The 15242-nt window shown below is 42.8% G+C and carries 13 protein-coding genes; 11 read left to right on the top strand and 2 right to left on the bottom strand.

Annotated features, from left to right (window positions below):
* The first annotated feature begins 24 nt into the window (after nt 1-24).
* The 11 genes from AC1XUO_RS26780 to AC1XUO_RS26730 are packed head-to-tail and all read left to right on the top strand — an operon-like array spanning nt 25 to nt 14353.
* Nucleotides 25-1341: a phage major capsid protein gene (locus AC1XUO_RS26780; protein WP_483332915.1), complete on the top strand. Its 1317-nt coding sequence runs from the start codon at nt 25-27 to the stop codon at nt 1339-1341.
* A 55-nt stretch (nt 1342-1396) separates the two neighbouring features.
* Nucleotides 1397-1564 carry a hypothetical protein gene (locus AC1XUO_RS26775; RefSeq protein ID WP_235149651.1) on the top strand — a complete coding sequence of 56 codons (168 nt, stop codon included), beginning with the start codon at nt 1397-1399 and terminating at the stop codon, nt 1562-1564.
* Nucleotides 1533-2117 (top strand): head-tail connector protein, encoded by a 585-nt coding sequence (locus tag AC1XUO_RS26770; RefSeq protein WP_483332914.1) that lies wholly within the window; start codon nt 1533-1535, stop codon nt 2115-2117. The genes AC1XUO_RS26775 and AC1XUO_RS26770 overlap by 32 nt, the downstream gene beginning before the upstream one ends.
* Nucleotides 2107-2457, top strand: a complete 351-nt coding sequence (locus tag AC1XUO_RS26765; protein WP_483332913.1) for a phage head completion protein — start codon at nt 2107-2109, stop codon at nt 2455-2457. The genes AC1XUO_RS26770 and AC1XUO_RS26765 overlap by 11 nt, the downstream gene beginning before the upstream one ends.
* Complete coding sequence (locus AC1XUO_RS26760; RefSeq protein WP_483332912.1) at nt 2457-2978, top strand: hypothetical protein; 522 nt, start codon at nt 2457-2459, stop codon at nt 2976-2978. Before AC1XUO_RS26765 ends, AC1XUO_RS26760 begins: the two co-directional genes overlap by 1 nt.
* Nucleotides 2978-3364, top strand: a complete 387-nt coding sequence (gene gp17 / locus AC1XUO_RS26755) for a tail completion protein gp17 (protein ID WP_483332911.1) — start codon at nt 2978-2980, stop codon at nt 3362-3364. Before AC1XUO_RS26760 ends, gp17 begins: the two co-directional genes overlap by 1 nt.
* A gap of 20 nt (nt 3365-3384) precedes the next feature.
* Complete coding sequence (locus AC1XUO_RS26750; protein ID WP_483332910.1) at nt 3385-3849, top strand: hypothetical protein; 465 nt, start codon at nt 3385-3387, stop codon at nt 3847-3849.
* Nucleotides 3850-3904: 55 nt separating this feature from the next.
* Nucleotides 3905-4276 (top strand): hypothetical protein, encoded by a 372-nt coding sequence (locus AC1XUO_RS26745; protein WP_483332909.1) that lies wholly within the window; start codon nt 3905-3907, stop codon nt 4274-4276.
* Entirely contained in the window at nt 4222-4599 is a 378-nt protein-coding gene (locus AC1XUO_RS26740; protein ID WP_483332908.1) for a hypothetical protein, read from the top strand. The genes AC1XUO_RS26745 and AC1XUO_RS26740 overlap by 55 nt, the downstream gene beginning before the upstream one ends.
* Nucleotides 4596-7166 (top strand): tape measure protein, encoded by a 2571-nt coding sequence (locus AC1XUO_RS26735; protein WP_483332907.1) that lies wholly within the window; start codon nt 4596-4598, stop codon nt 7164-7166. Before AC1XUO_RS26740 ends, AC1XUO_RS26735 begins: the two co-directional genes overlap by 4 nt.
* Nucleotides 7166-14353, top strand: a complete 7188-nt coding sequence (locus AC1XUO_RS26730; RefSeq protein ID WP_483332906.1) for an autotransporter outer membrane beta-barrel domain-containing protein — start codon at nt 7166-7168, stop codon at nt 14351-14353. The genes AC1XUO_RS26735 and AC1XUO_RS26730 overlap by 1 nt, the downstream gene beginning before the upstream one ends.
* A 72-nt stretch (nt 14354-14425) precedes the next feature.
* Here AC1XUO_RS26730 and AC1XUO_RS26725 read toward each other — a convergent pair whose 3' ends face one another.
* Nucleotides 14426-14932: a DUF6169 family protein gene (locus tag AC1XUO_RS26725; RefSeq protein WP_483332905.1), complete on the bottom strand. Its 507-nt coding sequence runs from the start codon at nt 14930-14932 to the stop codon at nt 14426-14428.
* Nucleotides 14898-15062 (bottom strand): hypothetical protein, encoded by a 165-nt coding sequence (locus AC1XUO_RS26720; protein ID WP_483332904.1) that lies wholly within the window; start codon nt 15060-15062, stop codon nt 14898-14900. Before AC1XUO_RS26720 ends, AC1XUO_RS26725 begins: the two co-directional genes overlap by 35 nt.
* Nucleotides 15063-15242: the final 180 nt, after the last annotated feature.

Below are 15242 nucleotides of genomic sequence, written 5' to 3'. Positions count from 1 at the left end.
TATTACACTTCATCAACAATCAAAATGGCAAAAAAGACACTTAAAGACTTGCTGGACGAGCGCGCGCTAAAGTTCGCAGCCGCTGAGGAAGCTCAGAAAGTTGGGGAAACCGAAAATCGGAACCTAACCACTGATGAATACAATAAATTCTCCGGACTGATGGACGAAGTTCGTACATTGGATAAACAGATCGTTCAGGAAAGAAGTTTAGAAGATTTTGCCCGAGCGCGTGCTGCAAGTGTCGGATCAGGATCGGAAGGTAATCGTGATTCTTCGGCTGCTGACGAGCGTGATTTTTCAAAATACAATTTGAATAGAGCTCTGCTTGCCAGACTTGACAACCGATCATTAGACGGGGTAGAGGCGGAAGTTCAAAAAATTGCTGAGGCTCGCGCACAGGCTGACGGAATCAAGCTGAGTGGTAACGGTATTGTAGTTTTAGATACGGTTTTGCAAAAACGCGGTCAAACAGTCACGCTACAAACCGCAAATCCTGGTGATCAGGGCGGCGTAACTGTTCAGAAAGATGTAAGAGGTGTTTTGGAAGTCTTACAAGCCAATACTTTCCTCGATAAGGTTGGAGCTAGATTTCTTACTGGATTAACTGGTGATATTGAATTTCCAGTACAAGAAACGGTGCCTACAATCCAGGAATTGACGGAGATTGAGAAGATGAATAAATCTGAAATTCTTTGGGGTACAGTCGGCATTAAGCCAAACCGTAGAGGAACCACAGTCCCTATTTCGCGGCAATTGTTGATTCAGTCGTCGATCGACATGCAAAATTTTGTAATCAATGCAATTGGCGAGGCTTTATCGCAGAAAATGAATGCAGAAGCAGTTGCGATCTTGTTGACGTACATCACATCGGCCAACGGCAATTTGTTGGCACTGGGTACAAATGGCGCGCTACCGGACTATGAAGATATCGTTGCTCTTGAAGCACTTGTTGAAGGATATAACCACGATCGAGGAAATCCTGCGTATTTAACTAATTCGAAAGTTAAAGCAATCCTAAAAACCACTCAGATTTTTACAGGAACCAGTGGAGCACCGGTTTGGGATTTGACAGGTCAGCTGAATGGTCACAAAGCCGTAGTATCGAACGTAGTGCCATCAACACTTACCAAAGGTACAGGAACCAATTTGTCCCCAATTTTCTTCGGAAACTTCTCAGACTTCCTGGTTGGTATGTGGGGTGGAACTGAGTACGTTGTTGACCCCTACACTCGTAAGGAGGAGGCGATTATCGAAGTTACTGCCAATGCATTCTGGGGGATGAAACCAGCAAGAGTGAAATCGTTCGCAGGTATTAAGGACGCAATTACAACTCGCCCTTAATTTTTAATTGACTTTTTTAACCGGAGCGGTTCGTCGCTCCACATCATACCCAAAAATGGAAAAACCAGAAATCAAAGCAGAGACAGCAGCGTTCAAAACGCAGCAAATCGAAATCATTAAATTTCATCCTCTGGTAGCTCACGAGGTCGGTGAGCAGCCGATTGTTCGCGAAGAAACCGCGAAGGATCTGATTGAAAGAAAATTTGCCAAAGCAATCAAATAAAAAATTGAAATCACTCCCCTTCATAACTGAAAAGTATACGCACGATATCGTTACTCTCCGACAAGCGCGAGAATGGCTTCGTATGGATATTCCTGGCTATGATGGGGAGGATTCAGTTATTTTGATGGCCATTGAATCAGCGGTTAGCTGGGTTGAAACACATTGTAATCTATCCTTAGGGATTTCAAACTATGAGTGGAACACTGATTGCCTCCCTAATTCATTTAACGACGTCTTTTATATACAAAGTATTACTTCAATTGAGTACCGAGGAGAGAGTGGATATTTAGGTGTTAATTCTAATAACTATGAGTTGATCCAGGTTAGCAAACGCAGATCTGAAATTGAATGGTTCAATACTCAAATCTCCTCTAATCGATACAAAATTAAATTCAAGGCAGGATTTCCAGATGGTCAGGTGCCAGCCGTTTTGCTTGATGCAATTAGGGCGAGAATAGCTGAAAGATTTGAAAATCGAGGTGATGGGGTATCTGAAAAGAAAACCCTGTCCGAAAAATTAGCAGACCATTTCAAAATACCATATGCCGGATAATAGATTGCTTTCAAGTAAGATGGATCGCAGGGTTGAATTCTCAAAGCCTTCTGCCTCGGCGGATGCTTATAATGAAAATACTGAGTTTGAAGTCGTTTATTCCAATTTCCCAGCTCACAGAAAGGATAGTTCATCCAATCAAGATGAAGGGGAGAGTGATAATAAAATTAGTGGCGAAGCCCGAGTGGAATGGGAAGTTCGATTCTTACCAAATCTGAATATAGCAACAAACTGGAAGCTTAAAGATTTGCATGATGGTCAAACTTACGAGATCACGGCTCCGCCAACTGAAATAGGGCGTCGTCAAGGAATTCGAATTGTTACGAAACTGATTCAGTAATGAAGGTTACCATTAACACCGACGATTTGAAAAAGCTGGAAACGGCGATGGGTAAATATGCGATGATTATGCCGACTCAAAAGGCTAATTCAGCACTTAGGAAAGCCTCTCAGCCAATGTTTCGCGCAGCTCAGTCAGAGGTTCCGGTTGGGAAAATGGGGCGCGAAAGAATCAGTTTAAAAAAGCGCGGAGTTAACGCCAATGCATACAGACAAGGCGGTGCAACGCGAAGAGATCTCCGGATAAAAGTTGTAAAGGCGGAGCCAGGAGAATTGTCACGTGTATTGGTCGGCGTTAGTAAGAGAAGTAGCAAAGTTGGATGGAGAACGCCATTTATAACCAAGGGCACTAAGGTTCGTAAAACTAAAAAAGGATACAACCGGGGATCGGTCAAAGCTAATAACTTTTTGGGTCGGGCCTTTGATACTACAATCGATTTTGTAAGAGCAGATTTTCAGAAAGCATACAGAGAGTCATTCGTTGCATGGGCTAGATCAACCTGGCCACAAATAGGAGTTTAATGATTACCAAATCTGTCATACAGCTTTTGCTGGCCAATTCAGCATTAACCGCAATTGTGGGGGATCGGGTAAGGCCAAATGTGATTAAGCCAAAAGAGGTTTTCCCTGCAATTTGGGTGAGCTCTTACGAGATGCAAAGCATGCCATGTGACAATAATAACGGGGTATACAGCGGAACTATCGAGATTGGCGTGTATGCTGTTGAGTATGGTAAATGTGTACAGATAATGGATCTGGTACGATCAATATTAAACAACTTCTCGGGGATGGTCGGCAATGTCGGAATATCATTCCAAAGAGGTCAGGAGACGGCCGACGATTACGATGAAACTGGAACTATGAGTATCAAAGTCATTGAATTCGAAGCCTACGCGCAAATTAAATAACACTTCATCAATAAATTAATATGCCATCAACTGCAAGAGTTCAAGAGGCCGTTTTGTCCAACGAGGTAAACCTTTTTGTGAACAAAGGCACCACAGGTTCGCCCAACTTCGTAATGGTTGGATGTGCGACGTCAAAAGATTACGGGCTTGCGATTAATACAATCACGTTGAACTGCGATAAAGGAAAGATCAAAATTGCGCCGGAAGAGCCGGACTTTGACTTGCAGTTGACGGGCTTTGTGTTTCAGTATGCAACTGAAAATGTCGCTGCAAATGTTTCAGCTCGCGAATTCGAAGAGTGGGCGAGTGAATTTCCGCAGGGTCCACGAGAATACAAACTGGCAGGCAAACACACAGGTGATTTAGTTCGAGAATTTGAAGCAGTTATTGCTTCCTTCCGTGAAACCGGATCGAATGGTGAGGCTCGCACCTACTCGGTAAGCTTCCAGATTTCAGGTACTCCTGAGTTAAGCGATCAAGCGTAATTAAAACCTTCATAACCATCCCTGGTAAATCGGGGATGGCATAAATCGAATACTCATGAATGATAAAGGATTTTCAGAAACTTCGGTTTCACTTAAACTTGGTGAGACTGTTTACCAGGTCAATTTTGGAATATTGGCCCGCCGCCGTATTGAAGAGTCTCATCCGGGATTCAATATAATTGGTACAACCATGCCTGACTTTGAGGTGATTCCATTTCTGATACAAAACGGGATTGATCCAAAATTACGACAGTGGAATGATGAAGAAGAATTTCTCAATCTGTATGAAAACTGCAAAGATGAGAATGGATTGCAATTGATCCCGTTGGCCTACCAAAATGCTTTGGGGTTTACCAATCAGCGTTTCGATCTATGGGTACAGAGGGCGACCGAAATGCTGAATCAAGCAGAAACACAGAAAGCTTAGAAAAGCCGATTGATTGGAGGCAATGGTGGAAAGATGCCGGCGCTATGGGCATACAGCCTTCTGAGCTTAACGACCTTACTCCCTATGAGTTCAATCTAATGCGCGAAGGCTACCATAAAAATATGGAGAGCCTTTGGGATATAGCAAAATTCCAAGCATGGGTAGTATATGCCAGCGGATGCTCGGCGGCTGGGCATACTCCAAAACCTATTGATCAGTGGCTCGAAGAATCCTCTGACGTACCGAGTGATACGCCTCGCGAACAGGAAATTGATGCAGACTACAAAGCCGAAATGGAGGCAAAAATGAATATCAGAAAATGACTAATGTAGCCGGTGCGAATATAAGACTTGGCGGGGATGAAACAGGGCTTATAAAAAGTCTTGATAATGCGCGCCAAAGATTTTCACTTTTTACCAAGGAAATAAACTCCAATGTTGTCCAGGCCTATAAAAAGGCGGATGCTGAACAAAAAGTGTTCAGGGGCGGACTAACCCGTTTAGGGGATGAGTTTGTTAATCTAGGCAAGAAAATGGCACTGGTGGGCACATTGCCCGCACTATTTGCGGCTGGGAAAGCTTACAAAGATTACGCGGATATTCAGCGAATGGAAAAAGGGTTGGCTCTGTATGGGTCAACCCTTGACGATGTTCGAAGACTGGCTAAGGAGCCAAATATTGGTGTATTTGATGGGGCTAAAACACTTATAGGGCTAAGAGCTACTAAAATAGAAGCTGGGTTGGCCGAGCGAGCAATTAAATCATTCGCCAATGCAATTGCCGCATCCGGTGGTAACGCTGCTGATCTTGAACCGGCACTACTTAACCTTAAACAATTCAAGGCTACCCAAAATATTAACCAGGTTGATTTACGCCAGCTTTCGGCTCGTATCCCACAGGCTTTGGATGTTATCCAAAAGCAGTTTGGCACGCTTGATACTGAGAAGCTTAATAAGATCGGAATTGACAAGTTCATTGAAGGCTTTGTTTCTGGACTTGAAAAAATACCAAAAGTTGCAGGCGGAGCAGGTGTCGCAATGGAACAGGTTGCAGACAGTTTTACTTTTTTCTCCGGAACAATTGGAGAGGGTATTGAAAAAGCTTTTAATACATCCAGTAAAATAACTGCAATTGGTCAGCTCTTAGATAATCTTTCTACAAATTTCAGGACTTTAAATCCGGAAGCGCAAAAAGCGATTCTTCTTTTTGGTGGTATGGCTGTGGTTATTCCGCCGTTAACCGTTGCGGTCGGCACATTGATTAAACTATGGCCTTTGTTGTCAGTTGGGTTTGCTGGCGTATCTTGGCCAGTTGTTGCTATTGTGGCAACGGCGACCGCGATATCAGGATTAATTGCCCTTTTGCCACTTCTTAACAATCAGACTGCCGAAACTGCGGATCAGCTTGACAAGGTTGCTAGTTTTAAAGACAAGCTAGGTCCGCTGATGGCTCGCTACGAAGAGCTAACCGCAAAGGCTAAGCTTAGTGGTAATGAACAGCGTGAACTAAAAAAAGTTACAGAGGACATCGCTAAGGCTGTTCCTGGCGCTGCCTCATCCTTTGACAAATATGGAAATGCGGTTGATGTAAATATTAACAAGGTCCGCACGTTCATAGCTGAACAACGGAAGTTATTGGAGATAATGCAACGCACTCAAAAGGAGGCGGCATTATCATCTATCGGGTCTAGTAGAAGCAGAATTGCGGGCATATCCAGGCAGCTTGGCGAAGGTATTACTTATGAAACTTCATCAAATGGAGTTGCTGTAAGGCGCCCTCTTTCTGAGAATGAAAAAGAGGTTATGCGGAAGCAAATCACTGATTTGCAAGCAGAGATACAGAGAAGCCGAAAAGAATTACAAACCGCGGAAGGTATTGACAGTATTTCGGATCGAAGAAAGCAAAGAAGTTCTATTGTTGAGGAATTAAATGCAATTCCTCCTGCGGCAGATGCAGCTGGAAAATCTTTAAAGAGTGCTTTTGATACATCCAGCAAAAAGGAATATCAAAAAATCCTTTCTGACGAAAAGAAAGATCTCGAAGACATAAGGGATATCGCCGCTAATATCAAAGCAATCAGCGGATCCGGGAATAGTGCCGGCATATTGTCGAATTTACTAGGTGAAGGCTCTGGTAATTTTCAATCTTCTTTGGCTGGCAAAAAATCCACTGACGCATTAAAGGGCCGCGCAGGAGAAATATCGGGTATTGCTAATATAGGAGGCGCCCCGGCTCCCGGGACTAAGGAGGCGATTGGGGATCAAATGAACTCCTCACTTGATAATTTAAGAAACAAATACGAAGACTCTATATCAGCTACTGCGAAACTTAACAGTGAACTTCAAGGAGCTTTCAAAGAAACAGGGGTAAATGTGGCAACTGGCTTTGGTGAGATGCTGGGTGATTTAGCTACCGGCGTTGGCGGAGTTGAGACTTTTAGTCAAAGGTTGCTGGGTGCTCTTGGTAATATGCTCAAAGAAATGGGTAAGGCGTTGATTGTTGCCGGCATTGGAGGGTCTGCGCTTAAAAAAATTATGTCAGTTCCAGCTCTTGCCATTCCAGCTGGTATTGCCCTTGTTGCGATCGGTCAAACTTTAAATAACAGCGTATCTAAATCAGCTAGTAACCTTTCAAGAACTAGACTTGCAAATGGCGGTGCTATTTACGGAACAACCAACGCAATTGTCGGCGAATATCCAGGTGCAGCAAACAACCCTGAGCTCGTAGCTCCATATTCCAAAGTTCATGACTCATTCAAGAAAATAGCAAAAGAAACCATGGGTGTCGGCGGCGGGAATGTATTCATTCCTGAAATGAAACTTCGAGGGGAAGATATGTACATCCAATTTAAAAGAGTAGAGCAACGCAATAAAGCCCTCGGCATAGTATAATGGCATACGGATTAAAATATTTTGCGAGATACAAGTCAGATGATGGCCAGGTTAAAGAAATCCGGTTTTCAAAAATCGATTATGCCGGGCCGACAATAGAATGGTTTGTTACGCATGCCAATGTCGAAAATAATCAAGGTTCATCAGATTCTCTTTTCGAAACAACTATCATCCCATCTCAAAAAAGACTTGGGTTGTATTTTAAAGAGCGATACGATCTGACGGAATTTGTTTTCGATAGAAAAACATTTTTCCTGGAAATTGTTGTTGATGCAACCGGAGAAGTTGAGTGGAGTGGATGGGTTGAGCCTTGGGATGCGGCTCACGCATATTCTAAACCTCCGCATATCGTAAGTCTTACGGCAAGCTGCGGCCTCGCTCACCTTTCGAGGAAGAAATATTCTAATCCGTCGAATACTTTCAAGAAAACAGGGTTAACGCTTATTCAAGAGTGTTTGGCTATTATTGGCAGTGAGCTTCCTCTTCGTGTATCAACACACATGAAGGAGAATAGTTTTTCCGGGCCGAACGTTCAGGGACTTGAATCCTTTGAAATAAATATTGCTCGGTATTACAATGAGAATGGGGAGCCTATACATTGTGATGAAATAATCTCAGACATACTCAATAAGTTTAATGCAGAGCTAACTCAGTGGAATAACAGATGGGTTGTCAGAGCCATTGTTGACCATGCTACCGGATTTGAAACGGATTTTCTTGAATACCCTTTTGGTGGCGGGTCTCCTACCTCATCAGGTGCATGGCCTGGGACGTACGTCATAAATGATACTGAGGCGTTTACAAAAGACGGTGGACAGGAACGGGTTTTAGCTCCAATTACCAAATACCGTACAGAAGTTGACCTTGGAACTCAAAATCCATTTTTCGAAAATGGGAATATGTTTCTTTGGACATCGGCCGGTCTGGTTGGGTGGGACTTCACGCAAATGCCTAACGGTAATCCGGGATGGGAAAGATATTATCTCGGCGGAGAAGGGGTAACGGCTTCCATTTTAAAAATCAATGGAAAATCCCCTGAACCATACCGCAAGAAAAGAAAAAAGAAGTTTTGGCAAATTGCCGTCCCGATTCTAACTGGGATGGTTGGAGCCAATCTAAAAAATAAGTGGGATGATCTCGAACCGGCGCAATGGATTGAAAGCTCAGTGGGCCGCATATCCAAGGGAGATAAAAACGTAACGATCTCATTTGATTATGAAACGGCTCCAAATTCCAGTGATGTTTTAATTTCGATAAGACTGGAAAGTTCTTGGAAGTCTGACGTCCCTACTCGATGGTTAAATTTCGGCGTGGGCGACTCTGAAACCCAAGAGGAATTCCATTTAATCCGCGTGCCTCCTGTTGATCGGGAAGGCCTTATTTATGTAGGCAGCTTGGATGCTTCTGGTAATCCAAACTATCCAAGCGGAACGACTGCAAACTGGACTTACGTAGTAACAGGAGTTCCTGCCGGTCAAGTTAGAAAGGTCGGAGGTGTCAATGGGGTTGTCGTTGAAAATGGTGATTTAGTTATTTCCCGAGTGCCAAATACAGGAGGTACTCAGGAGTCTACCGGGGTTAACTGGAATGTTATAAATGTTCGCAATAACACTAAAAAGGGTACGTACGAAGTAACGATTCCTGTTTCAAGAAATAATATTGTAACGTCTCAGTTTATCAATGAGGCACTACCTCGCTATGATAGTATTTATGTCCGGTTCTATAAAATAGCTACGGATGAAGATAAATCAGGAGATTGGTACAAGGTATATAATTTAAAAGGTACGCTCGAAGGTTTTGTTGCCACTGCTGAGGCAAGCAGGTACGCTACAACACTGGAACGCGGTGCGCCGACAGAAGAAGAGGCCGAAACGATTAATTTAATAACAGGAGATTATAATCCATGGTATACCGGATCGTTAACGCGGCCCGGATCAGCCGAAAATACAAGATCTTGGAGGCGCAGGACTGCACTAAGCGAAAGTCTTAGTATTTACCGGGCAATGATGCAGGATAGACTTTGCTTGACAAGTCGCCCGCTTATTGTTATTGAGGGTGAAATTCTTATTAAGCGAGATAGTCCCGAAATAAGCTATCTTCATACGCTTGTTTTGTCTGATAAGAGTAACATGCGGATGAAAATCACGCGTTATTCTTACAATGACATTACAAGAATTGCCAAAATAACAGCTGTTGAGGTTAGATATGAAGAGATTCCAGCAAATGATTTACGGCAAGACTCATATATTCCAGGAGAAGGAACGCTCAATTTAATTCCAGGTCAAGGAGACGGGTATTACCCAACAAAATCTGATAGTACTAACGGTAGAATTAGTGCTGAATATTTGCCGCTTACAAATGATGAAATAACTGCCGACCTCGAACAAAGGGCTCGGATGGGTGCTGTTTTTGACGGTATAGAGCCTCTTACATACGTAGCGGCAGAAGAAAGTGAAGAAACTGTAAATCTGGCAGATTTTTTATCGGAGCACTTCATTGAGCAAAATGAGGACCAGGAGGAAGAGGATGTGTTCGATCCTGAGACGCTGGAACTTACTTTGGTTGACAAGCCTACATGGGTGAGTGAAGTTGTGTTTGACAAGCTGGAAATTACAGCCACCGCACTAGCTCCTAAGATTGGAGATTTCTTTTTAGTTGTAAAGGCTTTTGATCCAGAATCTGAAACAGAATTTGAATTCAGAGTTCCTATCCTGGTTGAGGAAAACGAAGAATTCATTGAAACATGGCCACCGGTATTCGATCCGCCATTGCCTACCCTATTCTTTGAAGTAGGAAAACAGACGACAGATGGGTTTGTGATCATGGATTACATGCCGGAGCTGGTTTATGAGAATCTAAGCTACCGGATCATGGGGAAACCTGAATGGGTTTCTGACCAGTCTGTGGTTTTTGGTGAAGTTTCGGTAACAGGTAAACCGGTTAAAATCGAAACTCGGTATCTGACACTTGAAATGACAGATGCCATAGGCAGAATACACGTTGAGGAGATAACGCTAGCCTGCATCAAGAAAACCGTACTTAAACATACACTTCTTGATCGTGGTGTAGATGGCCCGGGCGTGCTTGGTGTTATCCCTGGTTCATTTGAAAATCCTGGTAAGATTGATATTGAATCTGTTGTTACCGGATTTCACGATAAGGTCGAAAGATCACTTGTCGGCGGCGGGCCTTCCGGGGATGCAGTAAATGAAACCAAGACTATTTCTGTCACAGAAACAAATCTTGGTACATACCTGCTGTTTCCGGATACATCAGGGATTATTACAGAGGTCGGGCAATACAAATACATTCTCCGTTCGCTGCGCGGCACCCGCCTTGTTACAGAGGATATAATACCATTTACGCTTTACGACGACGAGTATCTTTCCGTTTTATCGGGTGAATTATGGGATACTACTGAGGACCGATTACTTGGTGTTATTGATCCTGATGGATCCAGCCAGTTTGTTAAACCTGTAAGCTTTGATCCTAAAATAATAATTGCCGGACTGCTGCATGATAAAGTAAATTTCACTTTTTACAAAGACGGCGTTGAGGTATTAACGAAAGAAGAAGTTTTGACTGCGTCAATCGAGGATGCAGAATATGATTTGTTTGGCGAAGTTGTTACGACTTACGGGCCTGGTCAATACGAACTTCTTGTTGATGTATTTAACGACGAGGCTCAGGTTTATCAGCGCCTTTTGAGTTTTCAGATTAATAAGGAAGAGGTTGAGCCTGTTGCCGGCGTTCAACTAATTGCCTTTCCTGAAAACAAAACGAATTATGTTGTAGTTGATGACCTTCCGATAAACAATGCAGAGTACGACATCCCCGATGCGTATGGTTTTAAAATACCGGTTCCTGATGCTGTATTTAACTACGCAGAATGGAAGGTGTATGATAAAACATCCGGCGCGCTGGTTGAAGTCGATATTGAGACTTATACTAACACACCTCAGTACATAACCGTTGCAGAGGGGGATTCTCCGGAAGATATCCTAATTTTCGGCTCCAAGAATTCAACGCAGATCGGAAGATTACACCGGGCGCCTTCATCACTTCGTGTCGTTGGTATTTTCAAAGATGGCGGGCCGGCCGGGGAAATTACTGCAATTATTCAGGCGGATGTGGCTTTTCGTATTCCACTTGGGCCGGATGATTATTCTGGATTAAGGTTTGTTACGTTTGATGCAGACTCAGGAGACGTGTCAGTAATTGACGCGAACATGCCGAAAGCTGGCCGCAGTTATATACTTCCAAAATATCCACTTAGATGGAGTTCATCAGCCCGCGGTTATAATGGCGAGCTTTTTGACAAAGTTATTGTTCAGCTAAGAAAAGACGGTGAAATACTGCACGGTTTCTTTACGGGAGCTGTGACTATTTATAATTCTTCCGTACCTGTAACGGAATTAGGGGCAGATGACGAGGCTTATATTATTGGATTCCCAGGTGACGATGATTTAAGAATTCTATATAACGACGCCGATGAGGAGGTTTTAATTGATGATGTTGGAGAATATCAGGTAACCGCTACTTTTTACCTCGGTGCTACCCAAGTAGGAACATCAGAATCAACTTTTACCCTAACTGACGCGGACGCAGAACTTCCGATTATTGACTTTGAGGAAGAAGATCCAACCGTTCCACAATGGGTTAAAGATATCACTGAGGCTCAGATTGAAAAGTGGAACCTGTTTGAGCCGGATGATTACGTGCTGCATTCTGAGTTTGATGATCTATTTGATGAAAATTTTTATTCCAACCTTTTAACGGGGTATGTTTTAGGGGCCAACTCGCCGATTAGTGCTGGTGATACACTTCTTTCTGCGTTCGGTAAATTACAGGGTCAGATAAGTAATAATATTACGTCACTTTCGGGGTATGTCAGAAAATCGGTTGCCGATACTATAACAGCATCGCATAATTTTACAGGGGAGATATTTTTACCATCTAATTATGGGCACAATACCTATGATGGGTCAAATGTTTTTGTGAACTACGCCCCTACTTATGGGAATGGGACCACAATTAGTGCTGCAAATTTGCGTGTTTGGAATGGTTCAGGAGGATGGAAGTCACTAGCATTTGGAGGGGGCGGGCAAATAACATGGGATGGTAATAATATTGCCACTCAACCTTGGGTTATATCTCAGAACTATCTTTCCAGTATTGCAACTTTAACTGCTGGTACCGGAATTCTGGGAGGCTCTTATAATGGCACTTTATTAAAAACATTTTCAATTGATTTCGGCACGACATCCTCGCAAGTTGCCAGAGGAGATGATTCTCGTATAAACAACGGACAAACTGCTTATAGCTGGGGAAACCACGCTCTTGCTGGCTACGCACTTTCTTCTTCTCTTTCGGGGTATGTTAGAAAATCAGTCGCTGACAATATCACAGCTGATCACAATTTCACAGGCATCATCAAACTACCTGGAAATCATGGACACAATACCTATGACGGGTCAAATGTATATGCAAATTACGCGCCTTCCGATGGGAATGGATCGGTGATAAGCATTGCCAACCTACGTGTTTGGAATGGATCAGGTGCATGGAGAACACTGACGCTATCTGGTTCAGGAGGCTTTACATGGCAGGGTGATATAGTCGCTTTGCAGCCATGGGTGACGGCTAATTTCGTGCCTCAGACAAGAACTGTTTCTGCTGGAACCGGTCTTACGGGAGGGGGTCCATTGTCAGCAAATGTCACATTGTCATTTGATACTGCATTTGGGGATGCTCGTTATTCCGTTGGTTCTCATACACACCAAACACTGTCGCGAGGAATTGGGTTAACAGGGAGTAATTACAATGGTTCTGCTTCAACTACGTGGGCAATTGATTTTGGCACAAGTTCCTCACAAGCCCCAAGAGGCGACGACAGTCGTATTAATAACGGACAATCCGCTTATGGTTGGGGTAATCACGCTACTTATGGATATGCAACCACTGCTTCACTTGCAGGGTACGTAAGCATTGCAACACCAAATACAATAACAGCAGCTCATAATTTTACTAATAATAACCTGTCTTTGCCGGGGAGTACTTTTCATAACACTTTTGACGGAACAAATATCTATCATCACTATGGTCCGGTAGGTGGTAATGGAGCAACATTAACAATAGCAAATTTAAGGGTTTGGAATGGTTCGGGATGGAGCACGTTGCAATTTTCTGGAAGCGGGGCTTTTACATGGAATGGAGTAAATGTTGCTACTCAATCATGGGTAACTGCTAATTTTGTTCCGTTAGGCAGATCAATAAGCACGTCAACAGGGTTATTGGGCGGAGGTGATCTTTCGGTTAACAGAACTTTGTCAGTCGATTTTGGGACGTCCAGTACCCAGTCTGCCAGAGGGGACGATTCAAGGATTAATAATGGACAGACCGCTTTCGGATGGGGTAATCATGCTAGTTATGGCTATATTACATCATCTTCATTATCTGGCTATGTGCCTATTACTAGAAATTTAAGTGCGGGAACTGGTTTACTAGGTGGGGGGGCATTGAATTTAGATAGATCGTTTTCAATTGATTTCGGCACAAGTTCCCTCCAAGTTGCCAGAGGAGATGATTCTCGTATAAACAACGGACAAACAGCTTATAGCTGGGGGAACCACGCAAGTTATGGATATATTTCTGGAATCAATTCCGGTATGGTAACAGGCGCACTGGGATACACGCCAATGCGCGACGACCGGACAATTACATTCAATGGTACGACTTACAATTTAAACAGTAATCCAAATTTAGGATCTGGCGGGGGAGGAAGTAATTGGAGTGTTTCTGGAAGTGACATATATAGAGCGTCAGGTAATGTCTCAATAGGGAGAACATCCAGTATTGGTAGTGCTCAATTATCTGTACAAGGTGAAATTTACACATATTCTCGCGTTTACGCCAGTGGTTTTACGTGCGCTATCGGAAACACCACTTATTTGTACAATACGTTAATTGGAGGCGGAGGACTTGATCCTAGTGCCGCCCTTCAAATAACATCAACGACCCAGGGGTTTTTATTGCCAAGAATGACAAGAGCTCAGCGTTTAGCAATTTCGAGTCCAGCCGTTGGATTGAAAGTTTGGCAGACTGATGTTGTTGGGGGATCAGGCGTTGGAGAGAAGACTCATGCGGGGAGTGGAGTGTGGATAGCTAATTCAGTTTATTTTGATTGATAAATATCATATTGATATCATTATAGTATCATGTCAATAACCGGTCTAGCTTTTTTGCTACTCAGGTTATTGTTAGTCGGGTAATTTATATGCTGGTTCTACTATTCCTGAATAGTAAGATTCTTGAATTGCTTCGAAGTCTTTGTTTCCCTGTCTCAATAAAATTGAGGAGTAAATAATTCTATTATCGGTAGTTAATTCTTTATCCAGCTTAATGATATCATCATTCTCAGATAATAAGTACCACCCATTAAACTTTCTATTTCGACACCTGTGTTTTTGATCGTCGTCAGAACATGAATAAGTCAAAACACTTTCGGGATTTTTCTCGAAATGATCTTTAACCAGATTTGTAATGGTAATTCTTATACGGTGGTCATATCGAACATTTGAAGGGGCGGCATTTATCCCAAAAGTATAAACGCCGCCCCTGAAAATAATTTCAGTAGGGAGCAAATCTAAGTCCGGGATAAAATATGCAGAAACAAAAACTGCATTGTCTGTTGTGAATGAATAAACTCCGCTATATGGATTTCGGGTATAATTATATTGTACTGGCAAATTTAATTCCACTGGCATGTAACTCCTCGATAGTTATTATGCCTTTAAAGTAGGCGTTAACTGCTTTTTTCTTTTCGATTGACCTGTCAATTACAGTCTTCTCAAAAGCAGTAGCTATTGCTTTTTTCTTTTGAGGTTCAGCTTTCATCTGTGGTTCGTTTTAAACGTTAGCTTCATTGCTAACTAAGCTATGCGTAATTTGCTATGCTCTTACAACACAAATAAGAAACATTTGTTTCTAAATTCAAAGATTAATTTCAATTTTAGTTTTAGCTAAAATACTCATAGACAGATTTTTAACAAAATATCTAAGGGCTAATCGTTAGTT

This window comes from Dyadobacter sp. HNCC25DJ186 (assembly GCF_056895235.1).
The sequence above is the reverse complement of the archived record's forward strand: the minus strand, read 5'-3'. Positions and strand labels throughout refer to the sequence as shown.